A 19810-nucleotide genomic window follows, 5' to 3' on the forward strand; every position below is an offset into this window, starting at 1 on the left:
TTGTTAAGACTTTTAAGAATTTAATATAATGGCAAATCACAAGTCTGCTAAAAAAAGAATTAGATCAAGCCAAGCAAAACGCTTGAGAAATAGATATCAACTAAAAACTACAAGAACTTTCATCAAAAGATTGAGAGCAACTTCTGACAGAACTGAAGCAGAAGACATGTTCAAGAAAGTTTCTTCTATGATTGATAAGTTAGCTAAGAGAAACATTATTCACGCTAATAATGCAGCTAACAAAAAATCTAAATTGGCTAAGCACGTAAACAGCTTGTAAGCTATACCGCTTTAGCGAAAAAGCCGAATCTAGAAATAGATTCGGCTTTTTTTATTTTAAACTTTTTTATCTTACTATAGTTTCTCAATTGTAATAATCTTACAATACAATTATTTATTTGTGATGGAGTGGAATCAATTAAATTCACCAGAACAGTTGAACGCAATTGTGTCTGAATCTGAAAACGAGAAAATCGTAATCTTTAAGCACAGTACTCGCTGTTCAATTAGTTCTATGGCATTGAACCGTTTGGAAAGAAGCTGGGAAAAAGACGTTGCGCTTAAGCCATATTATCTAGACCTTATTGCAAATCGAGGAATTTCAAATGACATTGCATCCCGTTTTGGTGTAGAACATGCTTCACCACAAGTATTGGTAATTGAAAACGGACAATGTGTTTATCATACTTCTCATATGGGAATCAACTTTCAAGAGTTGAAAGATTTGGTATAGTATTTCCGTTTTATAATAAAGACGAGTGTCAAAATGAAAATTGGAGTAGTTTGTTATCCCACATATGGAGGTAGCGGTGTTGTAGCTACCGAATTAGGGTTAGCAATGGCTCGCAAAGGGCATGAAGTACATTTTATTACTTATGACTTGCCTACAAGAGTGAGCTTTTTCAACGAAAATGTTTTTTATCATAAAGTGGATATTCGCAATTATCCACTGTTCAAATATCCGCCCTACGAATCTGCCCTAGCAAGTAGAATGGTAAATGTAGTAAAGATGGAAAAACTTGATCTACTACATGTCCATTATGCTATTCCACATGCTTCAGCAGCATTTATGGCCAAACAGATTTTGGCAGCGGAAGGTATTCATATTCCTGTTGTCACTACGCTTCATGGTACTGATATTACCTTGGTCGGGAAAGACGAAACTTTATCGCCTGTAGTATCTTTTAGTATCAATGCTTCAGATGTGGTTACAGCTGTTTCTGAATCTTTAAAACAGGATACACTAGAACACTTTACAATTAAAAGTCCTCAGCACATTGAAGTGATTCCTAACTTTGTAGACTTAAATCGATTTAAGAAGCAAACAAAGGAACATTTCAAAAAGGCAATCTGTCCGAATGGAGAAAAACTGTTGATACATATCTCAAACCTCAGAAAGGTAAAAAGAGCTGAAGATGTATTGATGGCTTTTGATAAACTCCGACACATGATTCCTAGTAAACTTCTGATTGTGGGAGATGGGCCAGAACGCAATCACTTAGAGGAAATGTGCTACAAGCTAAATACTTGTACTGACGTTCGTTTTTTAGGAAAACTACAAGAAATTGAGGAAGTTCTTTCTATCGGAGACCTATTCATGATGCCATCTGAAAAAGAAAGTTTCGGATTGGCTGCACTAGAAGCGATGGCTTGTGAAGTTCCTGTCATTTCTTCTGATGTAGGAGGTTTACCCGAACTAAATAAGCATGGTTTCTCAGGTATGATTTGCCCTCTTGGAGATGTGGATGCAATGGTTAAAAGTGCTTACCATATTCTGCAAGATGAAAATCTTCCAACATTTAAAGCCAATGCATTGACAAGAGCAAAAGACTTTGCTGTAGATCAGATTACCCCACTTTATGAAAGTGCTTACGAGTTAGCACTAGAAAAAGTTAAAGCTAAAGCTTAACTATACTTACTGGTTCAAATTATCCTACATTGTAAATACAGATGATTTGAACCAGTTTTTTATCTTCTTTCTATTTCACTTCATTCGCTAGAAACCTTATACAACGATGAGAAAAACAGTCTTAATTACTGGAGGAACAGGCCTAGTCGGTTCATTTATCACAAAGTTGCTTATTGAGAAAGGGTATAGAGTAAGTTATCTGAGTCGTAAGAAAAAAGAGTCAGATCAAATCACTTATTATCAATGGGATGTAAATAAGGGGGAAATAGAAAAAGAAGCAATTACCACTGCTGATTACATCATTAATTTAGCAGGTGCAGGAATTGCTGATCAAAGATGGACTAGCGAGCGAAAAAAAGAAATTTACAATAGTCGTATTCAGTCTACTAAGCTATTGGTTGATAAACTCAAAGAATACGATAACCACGTACAAGCTGTAATTAGTACATCTGCTGTCGGAATTTACGGAAACACGCCTACACTTGTAAACGAGGACACGACACCCGCCTCAGACTTCTTAGCCAAAGTTTGTGTCGACTGGGAAAAAGAAATTGAAAAGCTCACAGATATTCGTACAGCTATTGTAAGAGTAGGAATTGTATTAAGTAAAAAAGGAGGAGCTTTAGAAAAAATGGCGACACCCGTTAAAATGATGGCAGGGGCTCCTTTAGGAGATGGACAACAGTATATTTCATGGATTCATATTGAAGATTTATGCCGAGAATTCATCTATCTCATGGAATCTAACCAAGAAGGTATTTTTAATGGTGTAGCACCTAAACCCGTCACAAATAAACAGTTAACGAAATCTATAGCCAAAACTTTAGGGCGTCCACTTATCCTTCCAAACGTACCTACTTTTGCACTCAAAATGATGATGGGAGAAATGGCTGACATGGTTCTTAGCGGGGCCAATGTTTCTGCGGAAAAATTAAAGAGTACAGGCTTTCGTTTTCACTTTGAAAATGTAGATGAGGCATTAGAAGATTTACTCTGATCTAAGAAATGACGTTTTTAGTTCCTTAAAGTGAACATTTATAGATTTATTTTCCTCATTCTACTAAATATCTTGAAGAGTTTGTCAATTATCTGAAAACCCTTGTCATGAGTGTGATCTTTGTTATGTGCTCATTAACCTAATTCACTCACGCTTATGAAAAAGCTACTTCTGTCCCTACTTGTCTATCTTAATCTTATTCCGTTCATGACTGCTTGTTTTATGATGGAAGATTGTGAAGATGGCGATGCCTTCGATTTTCAAGAAATCACTCTAAGTCATGATTTCTCTACAATCAGAGACGTTGACCACAAAGTTTTAGCAATCACATTTCATTACGACCAAGTCAGCTTCCATTACACCCAACAAAACCATACTTCCTCAAATGTATTAATGGCTTCCGATTGTATGCCTCCTTACGATCAATATCTTTTCCCTCTGGAAAATGTGATCATTACGAGTAACTCAGACTTTAATGATGATTACCCTGCCGGAATGAACTTAATCCCTCTATTCAAAACGGCGTCTATGAATACGAGCGGAGACTTTGTTGTTGATGAAATGAATAATTTTGAAATGACAACAATGACCATTAATCAGATTTGGATTGAAGAATTACCAACCTCTAATAAAGCGCATCAGTTTACCATCACACTCGTAAAATCTAATGAAGAACAAGTTAGCGCAGTAACTGAAACGATCATTTGGCCCTAATTTGATTTAGGAAAGAAGTAGAAATACAAAAACGCCTTCAAACATTATAAATGTTCGAAGGCGTTTTTTATATCATTAATGAAGATGTATTAGCTCTTTGGGAACAATACAAACTGACAGTAATTGTCATGAATAAAGTATTTCTTTGCTGCTTTTTCTACATCTTTCGTTTTTACACTATTGATTACATCATCATAATTCAAAATAAGATCGTAACCAAGATTATAGAAGTCTGATGACGAAAGAACAGAAAGCCAGAAACCGTTTTTACGAAGGTTTTCTTTTCTAGTACGAAGCGAGGCTTGTACTGCTTTATTTAAATCTTCTTCAGTTACTTCCTCTTTTACATCATCCATCACTTGTAAAGAAGCTTCAATCAGATCCTCTACTTTGTCTGGAGCACAAGTGAAATAAACTGTAGAATTTTGTTCTGGCGTTGGAAGCAACTCATAGCTCACTCCTGCATAAGGACTATAAACGCCTCCTTTTTCTTCTCTCAAGACTTTAATTACTCTGTTTCCTAATACAGAACTTAGTAGACTTGATGTTACTCTATTCTTAGCAGAATTACTAAACTCTCCATGATGATAAATCATTACTGTCGATTTGTCTTCACTTCCTGCTTTTATCTCTTTTTTCACAATACCAGAAGGTGGTACTATATTATGGTCTACATAAGAATGTGTCACTCCTTGTTTTGCTGGTAATGCCCCAATATATTTCTCAATCATTGGTTTAATGCTATCTGTATCGAAATTTCCGACTAAGTAGAAATGGAATCCACTAGCATCTGAGAAACGCTTCTGATAAAAGTCTAAAGCTTCGTCCAAATCAATTTTTGCTAAATCCTCATCCGTCGGAATTCCTCCAACACGTGGGTTGTCTTGCGCCAATGTTCTTGAAACAAGGTCACTAAACAATGAGTTAGGACTTTTTCTAGCATTTGTAATTTGCTCTTTCAGGTTGCTTAAGTACACATTGAAACGCTCTTGATCTTTACGAGGAGCCGTAAACTTCAAGTAAAGAAGCTCAAACATTGTCTCCAAATCTTTTGGCGTCGCACTACCCGAAGCTCTTTCCGAAAGTTGATTGATACTCACAGATGCAGAAGCTGTTTTACCTGCCAATAATTTATCCAATTGAATAGCATCAATATCTCTCAGCCCTCCCATAGAAACAATAGTACTCGCTCTTGAAGCTGACTGTAAAGAATCTAAAGACGCTAAAGAGTAACCACCATAACGATGTCCTGTCATCAAAATTTCGTCATTTTTGAAATCTGTAGGCTTCAAAGTTACAGTAGTATTGTTATCCAACTTCAATACTGTTACACCCAGTTCTTCAACCTCCTTTTCAGAAACAATTTTTCCTGCTGGAGCAAGATCGCTTGCAGGAAGTAACTCTTGCCCTGATACTTCATCTACATAAGCTGTAACTGCAATTTCATTCGCTTTATTGAAAGTATCTAATACATCCGCTTCAGTAGGTAAAGTTACACCTTCTTTTTCTGGACCTTCTACAATAACAATTCGATTGTCATTAGTCACAAACTTAGAAGTCAGTGCATTGATTTCTCCTAAAGTAATACTTGGAAGTACTGACTTCACAAACTCATAAGAAAACGCAATTCCAGGAGAATTTTCATTATGCAAGAAACTTTGAACATAATCCTGCGCCAATTGAGCTGAACTAATTTTGTCACGTTCATTGTATGCATTTTCAACCGACGTCATCAATTCTACTTTGTAACGCTCGAGCTCACTTTCAGTAAATCCAAACTCTTTGATTCGATTACTCTCCACTATCAATCGTTCAATTGATGGCTCTATTTGACCTTCTTTAGGAATAGCGATCAAAGCATATGCATCCTGATTTCCGAGAAAATCTGAGAACGAGTTACCCGCATACATGTATGGAGAATCAGGCTTTGTACCTACTTCATACAAACGCTGATTTAGCATTCCTGTATAAATCTGGTCGAGCAGACTTCTACGGAAATCTCCTAGTGTCTTTTCCTCTTGTGCTTCTTGCTTGTAATAGATTGTAGCTCTGTAATACGTAGCTTCAGGGTCTGTTACTACTTTTACAAGTGTAGAATCATGAGAAGGAATGTCAAATTCCACTCTTTCTTTTTCATTTGCTGGATTCTTCAGATCGCCAAAAAGCTTTTTGATCTTCTCTTCAACTTTATCTGCGTCAATGTCTCCAACTACAATTACCCCCATCAGATTTGGTCGATACCAATCTTTATAGAACTGACGGATACGGTCGTATTTAAAGTTTTCAACAACTTCCATCGTACCAATTGGCAAACGATGTTCATACTTTGAATTGTAAGTCAGCACAGGGTATGTTTGCTTACGCATACGCTCTTCAGCACCCTTACCCATACGCCATTCTTCTTTGATGACACCTCTCTCTTCATCAATATCCTCATCATTCAAGCTCAAATCTCCTGCCCAATCACGAAGAATTAGAAGTCCTTTATCAAATTTCTCCTCATCTTCTGTAGGAATAGGCAACATATACACTGTTTCATCAAAACTTGTGTATGCATTTAAATCAGCGCCAAATCGAACTCCAATAGATTGAAGGTATTCAACTACATCGTTCTTTTCAAAGTTTTTACTTCCATTGAAAGCCATGTGTTCTAAGAAGTGGGCCAATCCTTGTTGATCATCCTCTTCCAAAATAGAACCTGCCTTCACGACAAGTCTTAACTCTGCCTTATCCTTTGGTTCTTCATGTTTTTGGATATAATATGACAAACCATTAGATAATTTTCCCCTTTTGACATCTGAATTAAATGGGATTTCTTGGTCTAGCTTAAAGCTCTGTTCTTGAGCTACGATGGTGGTGATACAGATAAAAAAGGCGGTGAGACTTAATAATACCTTTTTCATATTCGTATGTTTCATAGTGAGATATTTTGTTTGCTATCCCTTGAAATTACGTTTTTTTTCAATGGATAAAATATGCAACATTAATAACACTGCATGCTTTATTTCATCATTCAAGTAGATTCTATAAGCACTTATTCTGTTTGAAGATAGAATGTTTTTCGAACTGTTTAATACATAAATGATTTTAATTGTAATTAGAAGTATTTTTGTAGTTTTATTATATGCGAAAAAAACATTTCCATCTTGCTATTTCTATACTTTTGTTAATTGGAAACACGACTTGTTCTCCCCTTTCTTCTCAATCTCCCCTCCCTAAAATCAATGGATTGAGTCTTGTGGGTATTCCCCAATCACTAAAATCTACTGCACTAAAAAATATCAAACAGACTCATGCAAATTGGGTGGCTATAATTCCTTATGCATTCTCTTCTCCGCAAGAAGCGAATGTGACTTTCGATCATGAACGACAATGGTACGGTGAAACAACTGAGGGAGTAAAACAATACATTACTTCTTGTCAGAATGAAGGCTTACAAATCATGATGAAACCTCACCTTTGGGTGCTAGGGCAAGGTTGGGCAGGAGATTTAGATTTTGATAATGAAGAAGATTGGCTAAAATGGGAAGTCGCTTTTCAGAAATACATACTTCATTTTGCTAGCCTCGCTGAAGAACTTGATGTTCCATTATTTTGCATTGGTACAGAATGTAGAGTTTCGGTGAAGACTCGCCCTCAATTTTGGACAAATCTTATTGCTGAAGTTAGAAGACATTACAGCGGTAAAATAACCTATGCTTCTAATTGGGATAATTATGAACATGTCACATTTTGGGATCAGCTCGATTTTATAGGGATAGATGCTTATTTCCCAATTTGTAACCTTAAAACACCAAGTAAATTAACTTTGTACAACGGATGGAACGAGGTTAAAAATGAATTAAATCGTTTTTCTGAAGAATGGAATAGGCCAATACTTTTTACCGAATTTGGTTTTCAGAACATGGATTATACCGCAGATGGCCACTGGAAACACGACACAGATACACTAAGCATAAATGAAAAAGGACAAGAATTAGCGTTACAAAGTACTTTCGATTGTTTTTGGGAAGAAAATTGGTTTGCTGGTGGTTTTTTATGGAAATGGTTTCCATCTGCCACAGACAGAAGTGATCGAAAAGAATTTTCCCCGCAAAATAAAGCCGCAGAAGTAACTATTCAGAACTTCTACGGCAAATATTGATTAGGATGGACTTTTGACTTTTCTCTTTATCGGAGATTTTAATAAAAGACCCTCTTTTCTATTTTTTAGTTGCAATCAAACTTCTATCTAGCCTGAATAGCTTTTAGTTTATCTTCTACCTCTAGCAAGATTTGCTCATCATGCTTCAATCTTTCCTCAAGCCTGTCTCTTTGTGCTTTATTGGTTTCAATTGCTTCTTCTGCTACTTTAATCTGATTTTGGTAATCAAATTCTTCTCGGCTATCATCCGTCTTTTTTATAGCTTTCTTGCTTTTTCTCACCTCCTTTTTGAGTGCTAAAATCTTCTTATCGTGTTGTTTGATTTTTCGCTCAATTCCTTTCAGACGGTCTTCTTGCTGTTCTTTTGTTTTTGTCAGCGCATCAGTCCAATTATCATTTACAAACTCACGAAAGAGCTTTTTCATCTTAGCATAGTCTTCAGGGAATTTTTCTTCGGTAAGGCAGATTTCATGACCAACGGCAAAGGAAACAAATAATTTACCTTGTGGGTGTTCACCATCTTGAGGTGTGAAACTTGTAAACAGATCGCCTTGGTGATTCGTAATCTGTTCAATTGTTGTTTTTTCAACATGAAAAACATTCTTTTTCAGTTTCCCTTTCTCTTCCCACTTAGATTTCACAAAGTCTTTCCATTGCCTCCAAACATAATCAGCATCACCATATACTGTGGCACTGATTCCTTTCAGGTTTCTTTCTTTGAGCTTCTGTTCATCATTTTTAATCTCTATCAAGTCCGTTTGTGCAAAAGCTTGTAGAGATGTAAAAACTGCTATTAGGAAGAATAGTATTTTACGATTCATTGGTTTGTTGTTTAGTTAGCTTTTTCAATTTGTCAGCTAAACAACTACACCTATTTCTATTTCGTTCGGGGAATATACCTTGGGCTTTTACAACTACAAATAGAACTAAAGATACTCTAAAGACTCGATTGAATTCTTAGTTTTACGATTTCTGATTTCTTCGAGAAGAAATGGGTATTTTTTCAAGCTCGAAGGTTGTCAAAAGATTACATTTATTGCATTAAGGCCTTCCTTTTTTCTGATGCTCTAAAAAAATCATAAATTCGGCCGTTAGTTTTTCAATACTGAAAGATTTACAATTACTTGCATTCTACTGAAAATTCAAATCATTAAGGAGAGATGACAAATGCTAAAACGGATTGTTTCGTAGTTGAAGGAGGACACCAACTGAAAGGTGAAATCACACCTCAAGGTGCCAAGAATGAGGCATTACAAATTTTGTGTGCAGTATTGCTTACTGAAGAGAAAGTAACAATCCACAATATTCCTGCAATTCGTGATGTATTGAAGTTGATTGAAGTCTTGGGAGACCTTGGCGTAGAGGTCAATCAGATTTCAGAAGACACTTACGAATTCCAAGCTAAAAATGTAAATATCGATATTCTTCAAACAGAAGAATACCAAAATAAAGCTAGACAGTTACGTGGTTCAATCATGGTTCTAGGACCATTGTTGGCACGTTATGGCTATGCAAAAATCCCAATGCCAGGTGGTGACAAAATTGGACGTAGACGTCTTGATACACACTTCTTAGGTTTTGAGAAATTGGGCGCCAAATTTGAATATACTAAAGATGGTATGTTCACAATTGATGCTCATGACCTTCATGGTTCATACATTCTTTTGGATGAGCCTTCAGTAACAGGTACAGCAAATATCATTATGGCTGCTGTATTAGCGAAAGGCAAAACAACGATCTACAATGCTGCCTGCGAGCCGTACATTCAGCAATTGTGTAGAATGTTGAACAGAATGGGGGCTAACATTCAAGGAGCAGGTTCAAATCTTCTGACCATTGAAGGTGTTGAATATCTTGGAGGAACAACTCACACGATGCTTCCAGATATGATCGAGATTGGAAGTTTCATTGGTTTGGCTGCAATGACAGGCTCTGAAATCACAATCAAGAACTGTAGAATTGATCAATTAGGACAAATCCCTACGGTATTCCAACGTTTGGGCATTCAGATGGAATTCAGGGATGATGACATCTATATTCCGGCTCAAGAAAGCTATAAAATTGACCGTTTTATTGATGGCTCAATTCTTACTGTAGCTGATGGACCTTGGCCATTGTTCACTCCAGACCTTTTGAGTATTGTTTTAGTAGTAGCTACACAAGCCAAAGGAACAGTATTGGTCCACCAAAAAATGTTCGAAAGCCGTTTGTTCTTTGTCGATAAATTAATTGACATGGGCGCACAAATTATTCTTTGTGACCCTCACCGTGCCAATGTAATCGGATTGAACAAGGAAGTAGCCTTGAAAGGAATTCAGATGGTTTCTCCAGATATTAGAGCGGGAGTTTCATTGCTGATTGCTTCACTTTCAGCAGAAGGAACAAGCCGTATTTATAATATCAATCAAATTGATAGAGGTTATCAAAAGATCGATGATCGACTCAGAGCACTAGGTGCCAAGATCACGCGTGAATAGATTTTTTAAAACTCCTGTTATTAATAGCAGGAGTTTTTCATTTTTACCTGTTTGCTATGAAGCCAAAGAATGAGATGGCAGAAAGTCCGATTAAGGACTTGTTGAGAAAGTACTTTTGGCCTGCATTTGTGAGTGTATTTGTAAATGCACTTTATAATATTGTAGATCGAATTTTTATCGGACAAGGTGTAGGAGCCGAAGCGCTTTCTGGGCTTAGTGTTGTGTTTCCTATCATGATGATCATTTCTGCTTTTGGAATGATGATCGGACAAGGAGCTGGAGCTAGAGTTTCCATCAATATGGGGGAAGGAAACCTCAAACGTGCTGAGTGGGTACTCGGAAATGCCTTACTCTTGGGTTGTTTCGTCTCCATATTAGTTACAGGAATAGGTTTTGCGATTAAAACACCCCTCCTCAATTCATTTGGGGCAACAGAAAACACCCTTGTTTATGCTCAAGATTATCTGAATATTATTCTTTTTGGGGCAATCTTTCAGAATGTAGGGTTCTCTCTCAACAATATCATACGCTCACAAGGTAATGCCCGTATTGCCATGTCATCGATGATTGTGAGTGCTGGTACAAATATCATCCTTGACCCAATTTTCATCTTTGGCTTGAATATGGGCGTAAAAGGTGCTGCATGGGCTACTATTATTTCCAATATCGTACTTTGTATTTACGTCATACATCATTACTTGAAAAGTGAGCATGCAATTGTCAAATTCAAAACTCATTCTTTCAAACTCAATAAACAGATTATCACGAGTATTCTTTCTATCGGAATGGCTCCTTTTGCCCTTCAGATCGGATCGAGTTTTGTACAAGCCGCTGCAAACTTCCAACTAATTAGCTACGGAGGAGATTTAGCTATTGGTGCTATGGGTATAATCAATAGTATCGTATTGCTTGTCATCCTTACTATTTTTGCTGTGAGTATGGCATCACAGCCTATCGTCGGATTTAATTTTGGCGCAAGAGATTTTTCTAGGGTAAAAGAAACCCTCCGTCTATCCATTATTGCTGCAACAGTAATTTCAATCGTTTCTTGGATTGTGATTCACATATTCCCAAATCAGTTTGTACAGCTTTTTAATACCGATAGCGATGAACTTTTGCAAATCGGTACTAGAGGTCTAAATATCTATACCATGTGCATGCCTGTTATAGGCTTTCAGATTATAACCTCCCAATATTTCCAAGCGACAAGTAAAGCTAAAATCTCGATTTTCTTAACCCTACTCCGACAAGTAATTGTGATGATGCCATTCTTATTTATTCTTCCAAACTTCTTTGGTTTAGATGGCGTATGGATGGTTGGTCCTGTTTCAGATACCTTGTCAGCCCTTTTCACATCTATCTTTTTGGTTAAAGAGTGGAAAAAACTCAACCTATTGATCGAAAACGTTGGATAGAAAAATGACAATATTGACCTCACATGATCTGAACTTCCTTTTTAGATAGATATCCCTTAACTTCTTTACTTTAGAAGTAACCCATATTACGCTCATTTTATAGCTTATTTATATGCAATCAATGCATTTCAGGGATATCGCTTTTACAAGAGTGGTAAAGTTGATGGGAATTTGTATTATTCTCACCAATCTTATTTCACTTGCAATTGCTTTACACCTTACCTCATCTACAGATCGGGTAAAAATAGACCTTACCCAACAAGCCAAAACCTTAAGCCCAAAAATCACTTATTTGTGTGGCATTTATATTCATGGAGATAGCTCTCAACGCTTTCACATTGAAAAGACAATAGCCGAATATGACCGCATTATCCAACTCATAAGGTTCGGCGGAAAAGTGAAAGACAACGATATGAAGTATAGTCCTCCACTGGAAAGTCCTTTCAAGGAAAAAGCAATGGAAGTCGCTGATGTTTGGATGGCTTACAAACAAGATGCTTATAACATTATCAATAATCCATCGAAGATTAAGACATACACTCAACCTAAAGAGATTGACCTGAACCATCTTGATATGGACAGCATCTCTTTATATCAGCAAAAAAGTATCACTAACCCGATTCTTCTTCAGTCTTATACTCAACTCAAAGACAAATCTAATCACCTTCTCTTTCTGAGTGACGAACTGAGTCAGATGGTACTTTCTCAAACCCACCAAACTGAAAACAGGTCTCAACTATTGCTTTATGCTACTGCGAGTATCATTTGTTTGGCCGTTCTCTTACTTTATTTCCTAATCAAAAGATATATCCTTTTCCCTCTTGATGAATTGATGAAAAACCTTAAAATCATTTCTGGAGGAGATTACAATCACAGGATTAAAAAGTATGGAAATAACGAAGTTGGGCAAGTGGTTGATGCTGTATCAAATGTAACTGAGAAAATTAGAGAAGTATCCTCATTTGTGACGGAGTTCAGTGAAGGAAATATGGATGTACAGATGGCTCATTACGATTCTAACGTAGCTCTTCAGAAAGACTCATTTGTCAATGCCATTGTGAAAAGTAAAAACAAACTACAAAAATACATCTCAGATAATAAACTACTCCAATGGAAATCTGAAGGAAAACAACGCTTACAAGAGATGATCAAGAATAACACCGAAGACATGGACGAACTCAGCAAACGTCTCATTCGAGGAATTACTGAATATCTAGATTTACCTCTCGGTATTTTATACTTGATCAACGACACTTCCCTTCCCATCGAAGAACAAAAAATGGTTCCCAAAGGGGCTTACGCCTACAATAAGCTCAAACTCCTAGATTTATCCCCTGACACTTATGATGGACTTATCAGTGAAGTTTGGCAAGAACACAGAACGATACACCTCAAAGAAGTACCTGTAGATTACTGGCAAATCAAAACTGGATTAGGCGAAGCACCTCCTAAAGCTATTTTGATCGTTCCCATTAAAAGTGATACAACAATTGGACTTTTGGAACTCGGTTCATTTGTTCCATTCACCAAAGAACAGATTCAGTTCTGCGAAGAAATTGGCGAAAGTATTGGTGGTAATATTATCATTTATCAGAGTCACCTCGAAGCCAAACGCTTCCAAAAAGAGCTACAACAAAGCAGAAAATGTATTTCTAGTCAGAACCATGAAATAGGCGACCTGAAAGACCATATCGAGTTTATTCAAAATAAATATGAGAATAAGATCAATGAACAGAATAGTACAATAACATCTCTTCAGAAACAACTAAAAGAATCATCTCATGAAAATGAATAGCCTTCCATATATCATTGTCCAAAACCAACTCTATCAACAGCTCCAAACTCATAAAGATCAAAAAGAAGAAGAGTTAAAAATTGCGACACAACTTCTTGACCGAATGGCTGAGGGAGAAATGGATCTTGGAGATTTAAAAGCTTATGAACATGTTGAAGTTGTAAGCCGAATAAAAACACTCAACGAGAACCTTAGAAAAATCAAGTCACAAGAAGAGAAAAGACATTGGGAGGCAGAAGGTTTGGCTCGATTCAACCAATTACTGAGAGGATATGAAGATAATATTTCTGGGCTTTGCAATAGACTTATCAATGAACTTGTAAAGTATATAGAAGCTAACCAAGGAGGTGTCTTTCTAATCAAAAAAGAAGAAAATACAGAGAAAGAATTTCTTGAGCTTGAGGCTTGCTATGCTTACGAGAGGAAAAAATATCTACACAAAAAAATTCAGAAAGGAGAAGGACTTTTAGGGCAAGCTTGGTTAGAAAAAGATCGGATTTTTATGACCGAAATCCCTTCAGACTACGTCAATATTACATCTGGACTAGGCTTAGCTACGCCAAATGCCTTAGCAATTATTCCAATCCGATTAAATCATCAGATATTTGGTATGGTTGAGATTGCATCTTTTCAAAAATTGGAAGGTTATCAAATCCAATTCATAGAGAAAATGCTAGAAAATGTTTCATCGATCATTGCTTCTGTTCAAACAGCAAATCACACACAGAACTTGTTAAAAGAAACCCAATATCAGGCTGAAATGCTACGAACACAGGAAGAGGAGATGAGGCAAAATATGGAAGAACTTCAGTCTACTCAAGAAGAGATGAATCGGAAGCAGAATGAGATAGAAGCTGCCAACGTAAAGATGAAAAACAATGAGCAAGTACTTAAAAAAGCCTTCCAGAAAAGTAAAAAGACAGAACAGAACCTAAAAATAGAAGTTGAGCAGTATCAGAAAAAAGGGGAACTAATGCTCGTGAACCTGGAAAACACCAAAGACGAACTTAAAGAAGCTCAACTTCAACTCGAAAAAAAGGAAAAGGAAAATGTACTTCTAAAACAATCTTTGGAGCGAGTAAAACTTTCATCAAAAAGCTTGGAACAAGAGAAGGAAAAACTGAATGAAAAGATCGAGAACTTGAAGAAACATGAAAGCTTCTTAAGAAACGAAGTCAACATACATAAAGAAAAAACCAAAGAACACCTTAATCAGAGGATGACTGACGAAGAAAAGCTTACTGATTTAAGAGAAAGTAAACAACAGTTACATCAAAATTTGCTGGCACTTCAAAAACAGTATCATCATTCGCAGGAAGCATTAGAAAATACAAATTCTGAAAAGCAAAAAATGGCTACTGAGCTATTCAAGGCTAATGAGAAAAATATAGAAAACCAGAATCGTATCCAGAAACTGGAAGAAGAACTCAAAAAACTAAAAAATAGGAACTAAGTAGAGCGTAAGAAATTCTGAACTTTCATAAGTTTAACTAAAACAAAAAATGTTAATACATGATTTAATCTTAGGGAACTACCGATCCTTTTTTAACTGTTGAAAGTATATGGATTACAATCAACTTTAAAGAAGAAATATGCCTTCTTTTAAGCACTATTTTGGTAAAGCTGTAATAGATTACATATTTTAAGAAAAAATTGGATTATACTTTCCTTTATTCATAATCATTATGAATTTTGAGAATTAACACTTAACAATTATAGTTATCTATCTTTTTAGCTATTTTTGTGAGTTGATCAATAGAGGGTAATATTTTTTTGAGGCTAGTTTAAAGCATCTAGACTCCAAATATTTTACAGAAAAGGGAACGCATTATGTTAGAGAACTTTAAAGCGATTTCGGCATCGTATAAAAGTACACCACTTGAAGTTCGTGAGTTATTAGCTATCAGCGACCTAGACGCTGGTGATTTCATCAATAAGGCAAAAGAGGTTTTTGAAGACCTTAATGACCTGTTGGTCGTCTCAACTTGTAACCGTACGGAAGTTTATTATACTTCATCTGAAGATCTTTCATCAGAGCTTATCAAGCTCATTTGTGCGATGAAAGGTATGACTTCAGAAAAGTACCAACAATACTTTGTTACTTTAAATGACCATTTTGATGCTATACGTCATTTGTATCGTGTATCTATGGGTTTAGAGTCACAAGTAGTAGGTGATATTCAAATCTCTAATCAAATCAAGCGTGCTTATCAGCTTTCTGCCGACTTAGATATGGCAGGGCCATTTTTGCACCGCATGATGCACTCTGTTTTCTATACCAACAAACGTGTTTCTCAAGAAACTGCCTTCAGAAATGGAGCGGCTTCTGTTTCGTATGCTGCGGTAGAAATGATAGAAGAACTTACTGTTACCCTTTTAGAGCCGAAAGTTTTAGTGGTTGGAACTGGTGAAATTGGTGCGGATACAGTTCGTAACCTAAAAAATACCAACATTGAAAATGTACAAATCACAAACCGTACATTTGAAAAAGCCGAACAACTTGCCACTGAATGCGACTACAAAGCTCTTCCTTTTGATCAACTTTGGGATGCTGCCCACAAAGCAGATGTTATTATTAGTTCTCTTCCTATCGCCGATTTCTTTTCAAAAGAAAAAGTAAGCGAACTAGAAATACTTGCGTTCAAATGCTTTGTTGACCTTTCTGTCCCGAGAAGTGTAGCCGTAGATGTTGAAAATATTCCTGGTGTACTTGTCTACAACGTAGATGACATCAACAACAGAGCGAGTAAAGCCCTTGAAAAAAGAAAAGCTTCTATTCCTCAAGTTGAAGCAATCATTGAAGAAGCGATCTCAGAATTTGGTGAATGGGCTAGAGAAATGGTCTTCTCTCCTACAATCCAAAAGCTAAAAAGCTCTCTTGAACAAATCAGACAAGAAGAGATTGGACGCTATATGAAAGGCTTAGAGGATGATGAAATCAAGAAAATTGATAAAATCACAAAAGGAATTATGAATAAAATCATCAAGATTCCTGTACTTCAGCTTAAAGCTGCTTGTAAACGTGATGAAGCAGAAACGCTTGTAGATGTCTTAAATGACCTTTTCAATTTGGAAGCTCAAGATTTAAAGAAGAAATAATTTTCTGATTATATAGATCAAAAAAATCCCAAAGTTCTCACTCGGAGCTTTGGGATTTTTTGTACAGTATGATTTTTTGACGTCTAAATTTAGTCTTTATCTGTCTCAAAAATCATCACTTTATGTTTCTTAAAAGCATTTGCGTCTCCTTCTTTAGAAATAAAATCTTTCTCAAATTCAAAATCAATCTTTCTCCCATCTTCAAGCTTAGCTTTTCCAGCAATTACCTTTTTGCCATTCTCCACCAAAACCTCAATCGTTTCTACATCCTCCAAAGCCGAACCGTACTTTTCTTCAATCATTTCATCTAATCCCTTCATTTCTGAATCCTCTCCAGGTTTTAGAAAAATGATTTTTTCATCATTATCCCCAGATGTCACAAAGCTGTAATGCTCTTCATCAATATCTATCACTACCTCTTTATCATTATCCTTTAGCTCTAGCACTCTAACTTCTTTTATTTCATCTCCATCAGCAGAATGCCATACAAACTCATTTTTTCCACCTTCAGAGGCCATTGCTTTTAGGTCTGACTTATCCAAAGAGCGTTCTTTCTCCACGATTGTTCCATCTTCCAGTTTTAGCTTTGCTTTTACAAGCATTTTTCCGCCATCAAACTGCACATCCATATTTTCTACATTGGCTACTTTTTGTCCAAACTCAGACTCTAAATCGCCCAATACCTGAGTGTCATTAAAGAAGAATACAGCTTTACCGTCATCTCCATCTTTAAATTCTCTGATTGCAATTTTCGCATCATCCAAGGTTTCTTTTTCTTCAGGACTTAAGTCTTCATCATTACAAGCAGAAAAGAACATTGGTAAACTAGCAAGAAGTAATACTTTTAGATGTTTCATTTTAATTCAATTTTTTAGAGTAACAATTAAATTGGTCTCAAGACATTAACTTTTAGCGCTTGGTCAAATGTAGCATTCCTATTTTTTGATTTAGGTTAAAGCTCGGTTAAACTAGGTTAAGCAAGGTTAACATCTTATTTGATTTACGGAAATAGCTGTACTTTTAAACTACCAAAACCTCGCTAATCAAGCGATTTTCAATCTATTGCTCATAGAATTTATGAAGAAAAAAATAACATATCTATTTATTCTGATGGGGCTAGCTCTTTCTGGTATTATAGCTCTTCAAGGATATTGGCTATATCAGAGTTATCAGCAAGAAGCCGAACGGTTAAAAGAAGAGCTTAATGTTGCTATCAGAAAAGCAGATGAAAAGTTTGTAGGAAAGACCGTACTTTCATTTTTCATTACACCAGAAGGAGAGCAAGAGGTTTTCGTGAGACCTTACCTTTTTGATCCTAAAGAAGGTGGTGTCAGTATTCAGATTGAAGATGAAAAAAAGAAGGATACGGATATTATCATTGAACAACCTAAAAATAACTTTCAATACAATTATTCGACAGCTACCGATGATAGATTTAGAATAGTTGAAAGGCATAAGAAGAGAGTAATTGAGCTAAAAGTAGACCCCAAGAAACAGACTTGGTACTTGAAAGATTATGACAAATTACTCCAACAGGAACTTAATGACATTGGGATTACAGAGTTTGCTTACACCTATTGGAGCCCTCAGACCAAACAATTTGGAGTAGTAGGAAATGAGGAATTAATCGACAACCTAGACGGAAAAGGAATTACTTTACACAGTAAATCTCCAACGCTTGGAGCTACCAAAATCCAGCTTTTTTTACCTCAACAAAATCAATTGGCTCTGAATAAAATGGCAATTCCACTTCTGGGTTCGCTCATCCTTATTCTACTGACAGGAAGTTGTTTTGCTTATTCACTTTTTCTCATTTTTAGTCAGAAAAAACTCTCCGAAATCAAGAGTGACTTCATCAACAATATGACTCATGAGTTTAAGACTCCAATTTCTACTGTTTCTTTAGCGCTTGAAGCATTGCTCAAATTTGATATTCGAAAAGATGAAGAAAAGGCATTGCAATACCTTCAAATTGCGGAAGGAGAAAATCAACGACTAGGACTTATGGTTGAAAAAGTTCTCAATGTTGCGGCTTCCGAAAAAAGAGAATTAAAGCTTAAGAAAGAGAATATTAATTTCCATGAATTGGTCTTGAATGCTACGCAACAAATGGAAATGCAGATACATGAAAAAGGAGGAAAAATACATTGTCATTTGGATGCGATAGATGCAGATATCATCGGAGATCAAGTTCATCTGACAAATGTGATTTACAATCTGATAGACAATGCCTGTAAATACACTCAGAATGCTCCAATCATTGAGATTAGCTCTGAAAATGTTAATGGTCACATTCTTGTACATGTAAAAGATAATGGCATCGGGATTCCCTCTCAACATCAGAACGCTATTTTTGAGAAGTTCTACCGCATACCGACAGGGAATGTCCATAATGTAAAAGGTTTCGGCTTAGGACTCAGTTATGTATCACTGATTGTACAAAAACACCTTGGAGAACTCGGCTTGCAATCTAAAGAAGGGCAAGGCAGTACTTTTTCAATTGCTTTCCCTATCCGAACGAAACACATGAACGAAACACTTGCCTTATGAAAAAAACAAAAATAATGGTCGTAGAAGACGATCCTTTTTTAGGCTTATTGGTCAAAGAATTATTTGAAAATAGAGGATATGAGGCTACACTTTTTAAAGATGGTGAGCGTGCTTTTAAAGGCTTTTGTGAGATACAACCCGATCTTTGTGTACTTGATGTCATGCTGCCCATAAAAGATGGTTTTAGCTTAGCAGAGGAAATTCGTACCACAGATTCAAATGTTCCTATAGTCTTTCTGACTGCAAAATCGATGACTGAAGATGTTGTTAAAGGTTTTCAGATTGGGGCTAATGATTATGTGAAAAAGCCCTTCAGCATGGAAGAATTACTTGTAAGGGTCGAATCTATTCTAAAACGTGAAAAAGGTATTGGTAAGCTTGAAAGCTCTGAGGTCAGTTATCAATTCGGAATTATTGATTTCAACTATACTTATCAACAAATCAGTGTGGGCGATATGCATAAGTCGCTTACTTCTCGCGAAGCTGATTTACTCAAAATACTCTGTGAACAGCGTAATCAACTTGTCAACAGAAAATTGATTTTGGTAAAACTATGGGGAGATGATTCGTTCTTTAATGGTAGAAGTTTAGATGTGTTCATCACCAAACTTCGTAAGCTTTTAAAAGCAGAAGAACGACTACAAATTCAGACGGTTAGAGGTGAAGGTTATCGCCTTGTTTTTGCAGACTAGAATTCAAATATAAAAAAA

The 19810-nt window shown here is 36.2% G+C and carries 16 protein-coding genes; 13 read left to right on the forward strand and 3 right to left on the reverse strand.

The window, feature by feature from the left end; translation table 11 throughout:
• Positions 1–28 precede the first annotated feature (28 nt).
• From rpsT to BC781_RS06390, 5 genes are all read left to right on the forward strand, one after another.
• Positions 29–280 (forward strand): 30S ribosomal protein S20, encoded by a 252-nt coding sequence (gene rpsT / locus BC781_RS06370; RefSeq protein ID WP_109616370.1) that lies wholly within the window; start codon positions 29–31, stop codon positions 278–280.
• Positions 281–403: 123 nt separating this feature from the next.
• Positions 404–733, forward strand: coding sequence for a bacillithiol system redox-active protein YtxJ (ytxJ, locus tag BC781_RS06375; protein ID WP_109616371.1), 330 nt, complete (start codon positions 404–406; stop codon positions 731–733).
• A gap of 33 nt (positions 734–766) precedes the next feature.
• On the forward strand, positions 767–1909 hold the full coding sequence (gene bshA, locus BC781_RS06380) for an N-acetyl-alpha-D-glucosaminyl L-malate synthase BshA (protein ID WP_109616372.1): 1143 nt from the start codon (positions 767–769) through the stop codon (positions 1907–1909).
• 106 nt (positions 1910–2015) lie between these two features.
• On the forward strand, positions 2016–2906 hold the full coding sequence (locus BC781_RS06385) for a TIGR01777 family oxidoreductase (RefSeq protein ID WP_109616373.1): 891 nt from the start codon (positions 2016–2018) through the stop codon (positions 2904–2906).
• 156 nt (positions 2907–3062) lie between these two features.
• Positions 3063–3620 carry a hypothetical protein gene (locus BC781_RS06390; protein ID WP_146201636.1) on the forward strand — a complete coding sequence of 186 codons (558 nt, stop codon included), beginning with the start codon at positions 3063–3065 and terminating at the stop codon, positions 3618–3620.
• 89 nt (positions 3621–3709) lie between these two features.
• Here BC781_RS06390 and BC781_RS06395 read toward each other — a convergent pair whose 3' ends face one another.
• Positions 3710–6538 carry a M16 family metallopeptidase gene (locus BC781_RS06395; RefSeq protein ID WP_109616375.1) on the reverse strand — a complete coding sequence of 943 codons (2829 nt, stop codon included), beginning with the start codon at positions 6536–6538 and terminating at the stop codon, positions 3710–3712.
• Positions 6539–6744: 206 nt separating this feature from the next.
• Here BC781_RS06395 and BC781_RS06400 point away from each other — a divergent pair, with 206 nt between their 5' ends.
• Positions 6745–7764 carry a glycoside hydrolase family 113 gene (locus BC781_RS06400; RefSeq protein ID WP_109616376.1) on the forward strand — a complete coding sequence of 340 codons (1020 nt, stop codon included), beginning with the start codon at positions 6745–6747 and terminating at the stop codon, positions 7762–7764.
• An 83-nt stretch (positions 7765–7847) separates the two neighbouring features.
• On the opposite strand, the gene BC781_RS06405 is transcribed toward BC781_RS06400, so the two are convergent.
• Positions 7848–8585, reverse strand: coding sequence for a hypothetical protein (locus BC781_RS06405; RefSeq protein WP_109616377.1), 738 nt, complete (start codon positions 8583–8585; stop codon positions 7848–7850).
• A gap of 339 nt (positions 8586–8924) precedes the next feature.
• On the opposite strand from BC781_RS06405, the gene murA reads away from it, so the two are divergent.
• The 5 genes from murA (at position 8925) to hemA (ending at position 16550) form a co-directional block, all read left to right on the forward strand.
• Positions 8925–10241, forward strand: coding sequence for a UDP-N-acetylglucosamine 1-carboxyvinyltransferase (gene murA, locus BC781_RS06410; protein WP_109616378.1), 1317 nt, complete (start codon positions 8925–8927; stop codon positions 10239–10241).
• Between the two features lie 56 nt (positions 10242–10297).
• On the forward strand, positions 10298–11656 hold the full coding sequence (locus BC781_RS06415; protein WP_109616379.1) for an MATE family efflux transporter: 1359 nt from the start codon (positions 10298–10300) through the stop codon (positions 11654–11656).
• A 112-nt stretch (positions 11657–11768) separates the two neighbouring features.
• Positions 11769–13451 (forward strand): GAF domain-containing protein, encoded by a 1683-nt coding sequence (locus tag BC781_RS06420; protein ID WP_109616380.1) that lies wholly within the window; start codon positions 11769–11771, stop codon positions 13449–13451.
• Positions 13438–14904 (forward strand): GAF domain-containing protein, encoded by a 1467-nt coding sequence (locus BC781_RS06425; RefSeq protein WP_109616381.1) that lies wholly within the window; start codon positions 13438–13440, stop codon positions 14902–14904. Before BC781_RS06420 ends, BC781_RS06425 begins: the two co-directional genes overlap by 14 nt.
• A gap of 377 nt (positions 14905–15281) precedes the next feature.
• Positions 15282–16550 (forward strand): glutamyl-tRNA reductase, encoded by a 1269-nt coding sequence (gene hemA, locus BC781_RS06430; protein ID WP_109616382.1) that lies wholly within the window; start codon positions 15282–15284, stop codon positions 16548–16550.
• Positions 16551–16639: 89 nt separating this feature from the next.
• Here the strand turns inward: hemA and BC781_RS06435 are convergent, their stop codons facing one another.
• Positions 16640–17407, reverse strand: a complete 768-nt coding sequence (locus BC781_RS06435) for a hypothetical protein (RefSeq protein WP_109616383.1) — start codon at positions 17405–17407, stop codon at positions 16640–16642.
• Between the two features lie 220 nt (positions 17408–17627).
• Between BC781_RS06435 and BC781_RS06440 the strand changes: the two genes are divergently transcribed.
• Positions 17628–19100, forward strand: coding sequence for a sensor histidine kinase (locus tag BC781_RS06440; protein WP_109616384.1), 1473 nt, complete (start codon positions 17628–17630; stop codon positions 19098–19100).
• The gene (locus BC781_RS06445; protein WP_109616385.1) at positions 19097–19792 is read left to right on the forward strand and encodes a response regulator transcription factor; all 696 of its coding nucleotides are present in this window, start codon (positions 19097–19099) and stop codon (positions 19790–19792) included. The genes BC781_RS06440 and BC781_RS06445 overlap by 4 nt, the downstream gene beginning before the upstream one ends.
• The last annotated feature ends 18 nt before the right edge of the window (positions 19793–19810 follow it).

Source organism: Sediminitomix flava (assembly GCF_003149185.1).
Taxonomy (GTDB): Bacteria; Bacteroidota; Bacteroidia; order Cytophagales; family Flammeovirgaceae; genus Sediminitomix; species Sediminitomix flava.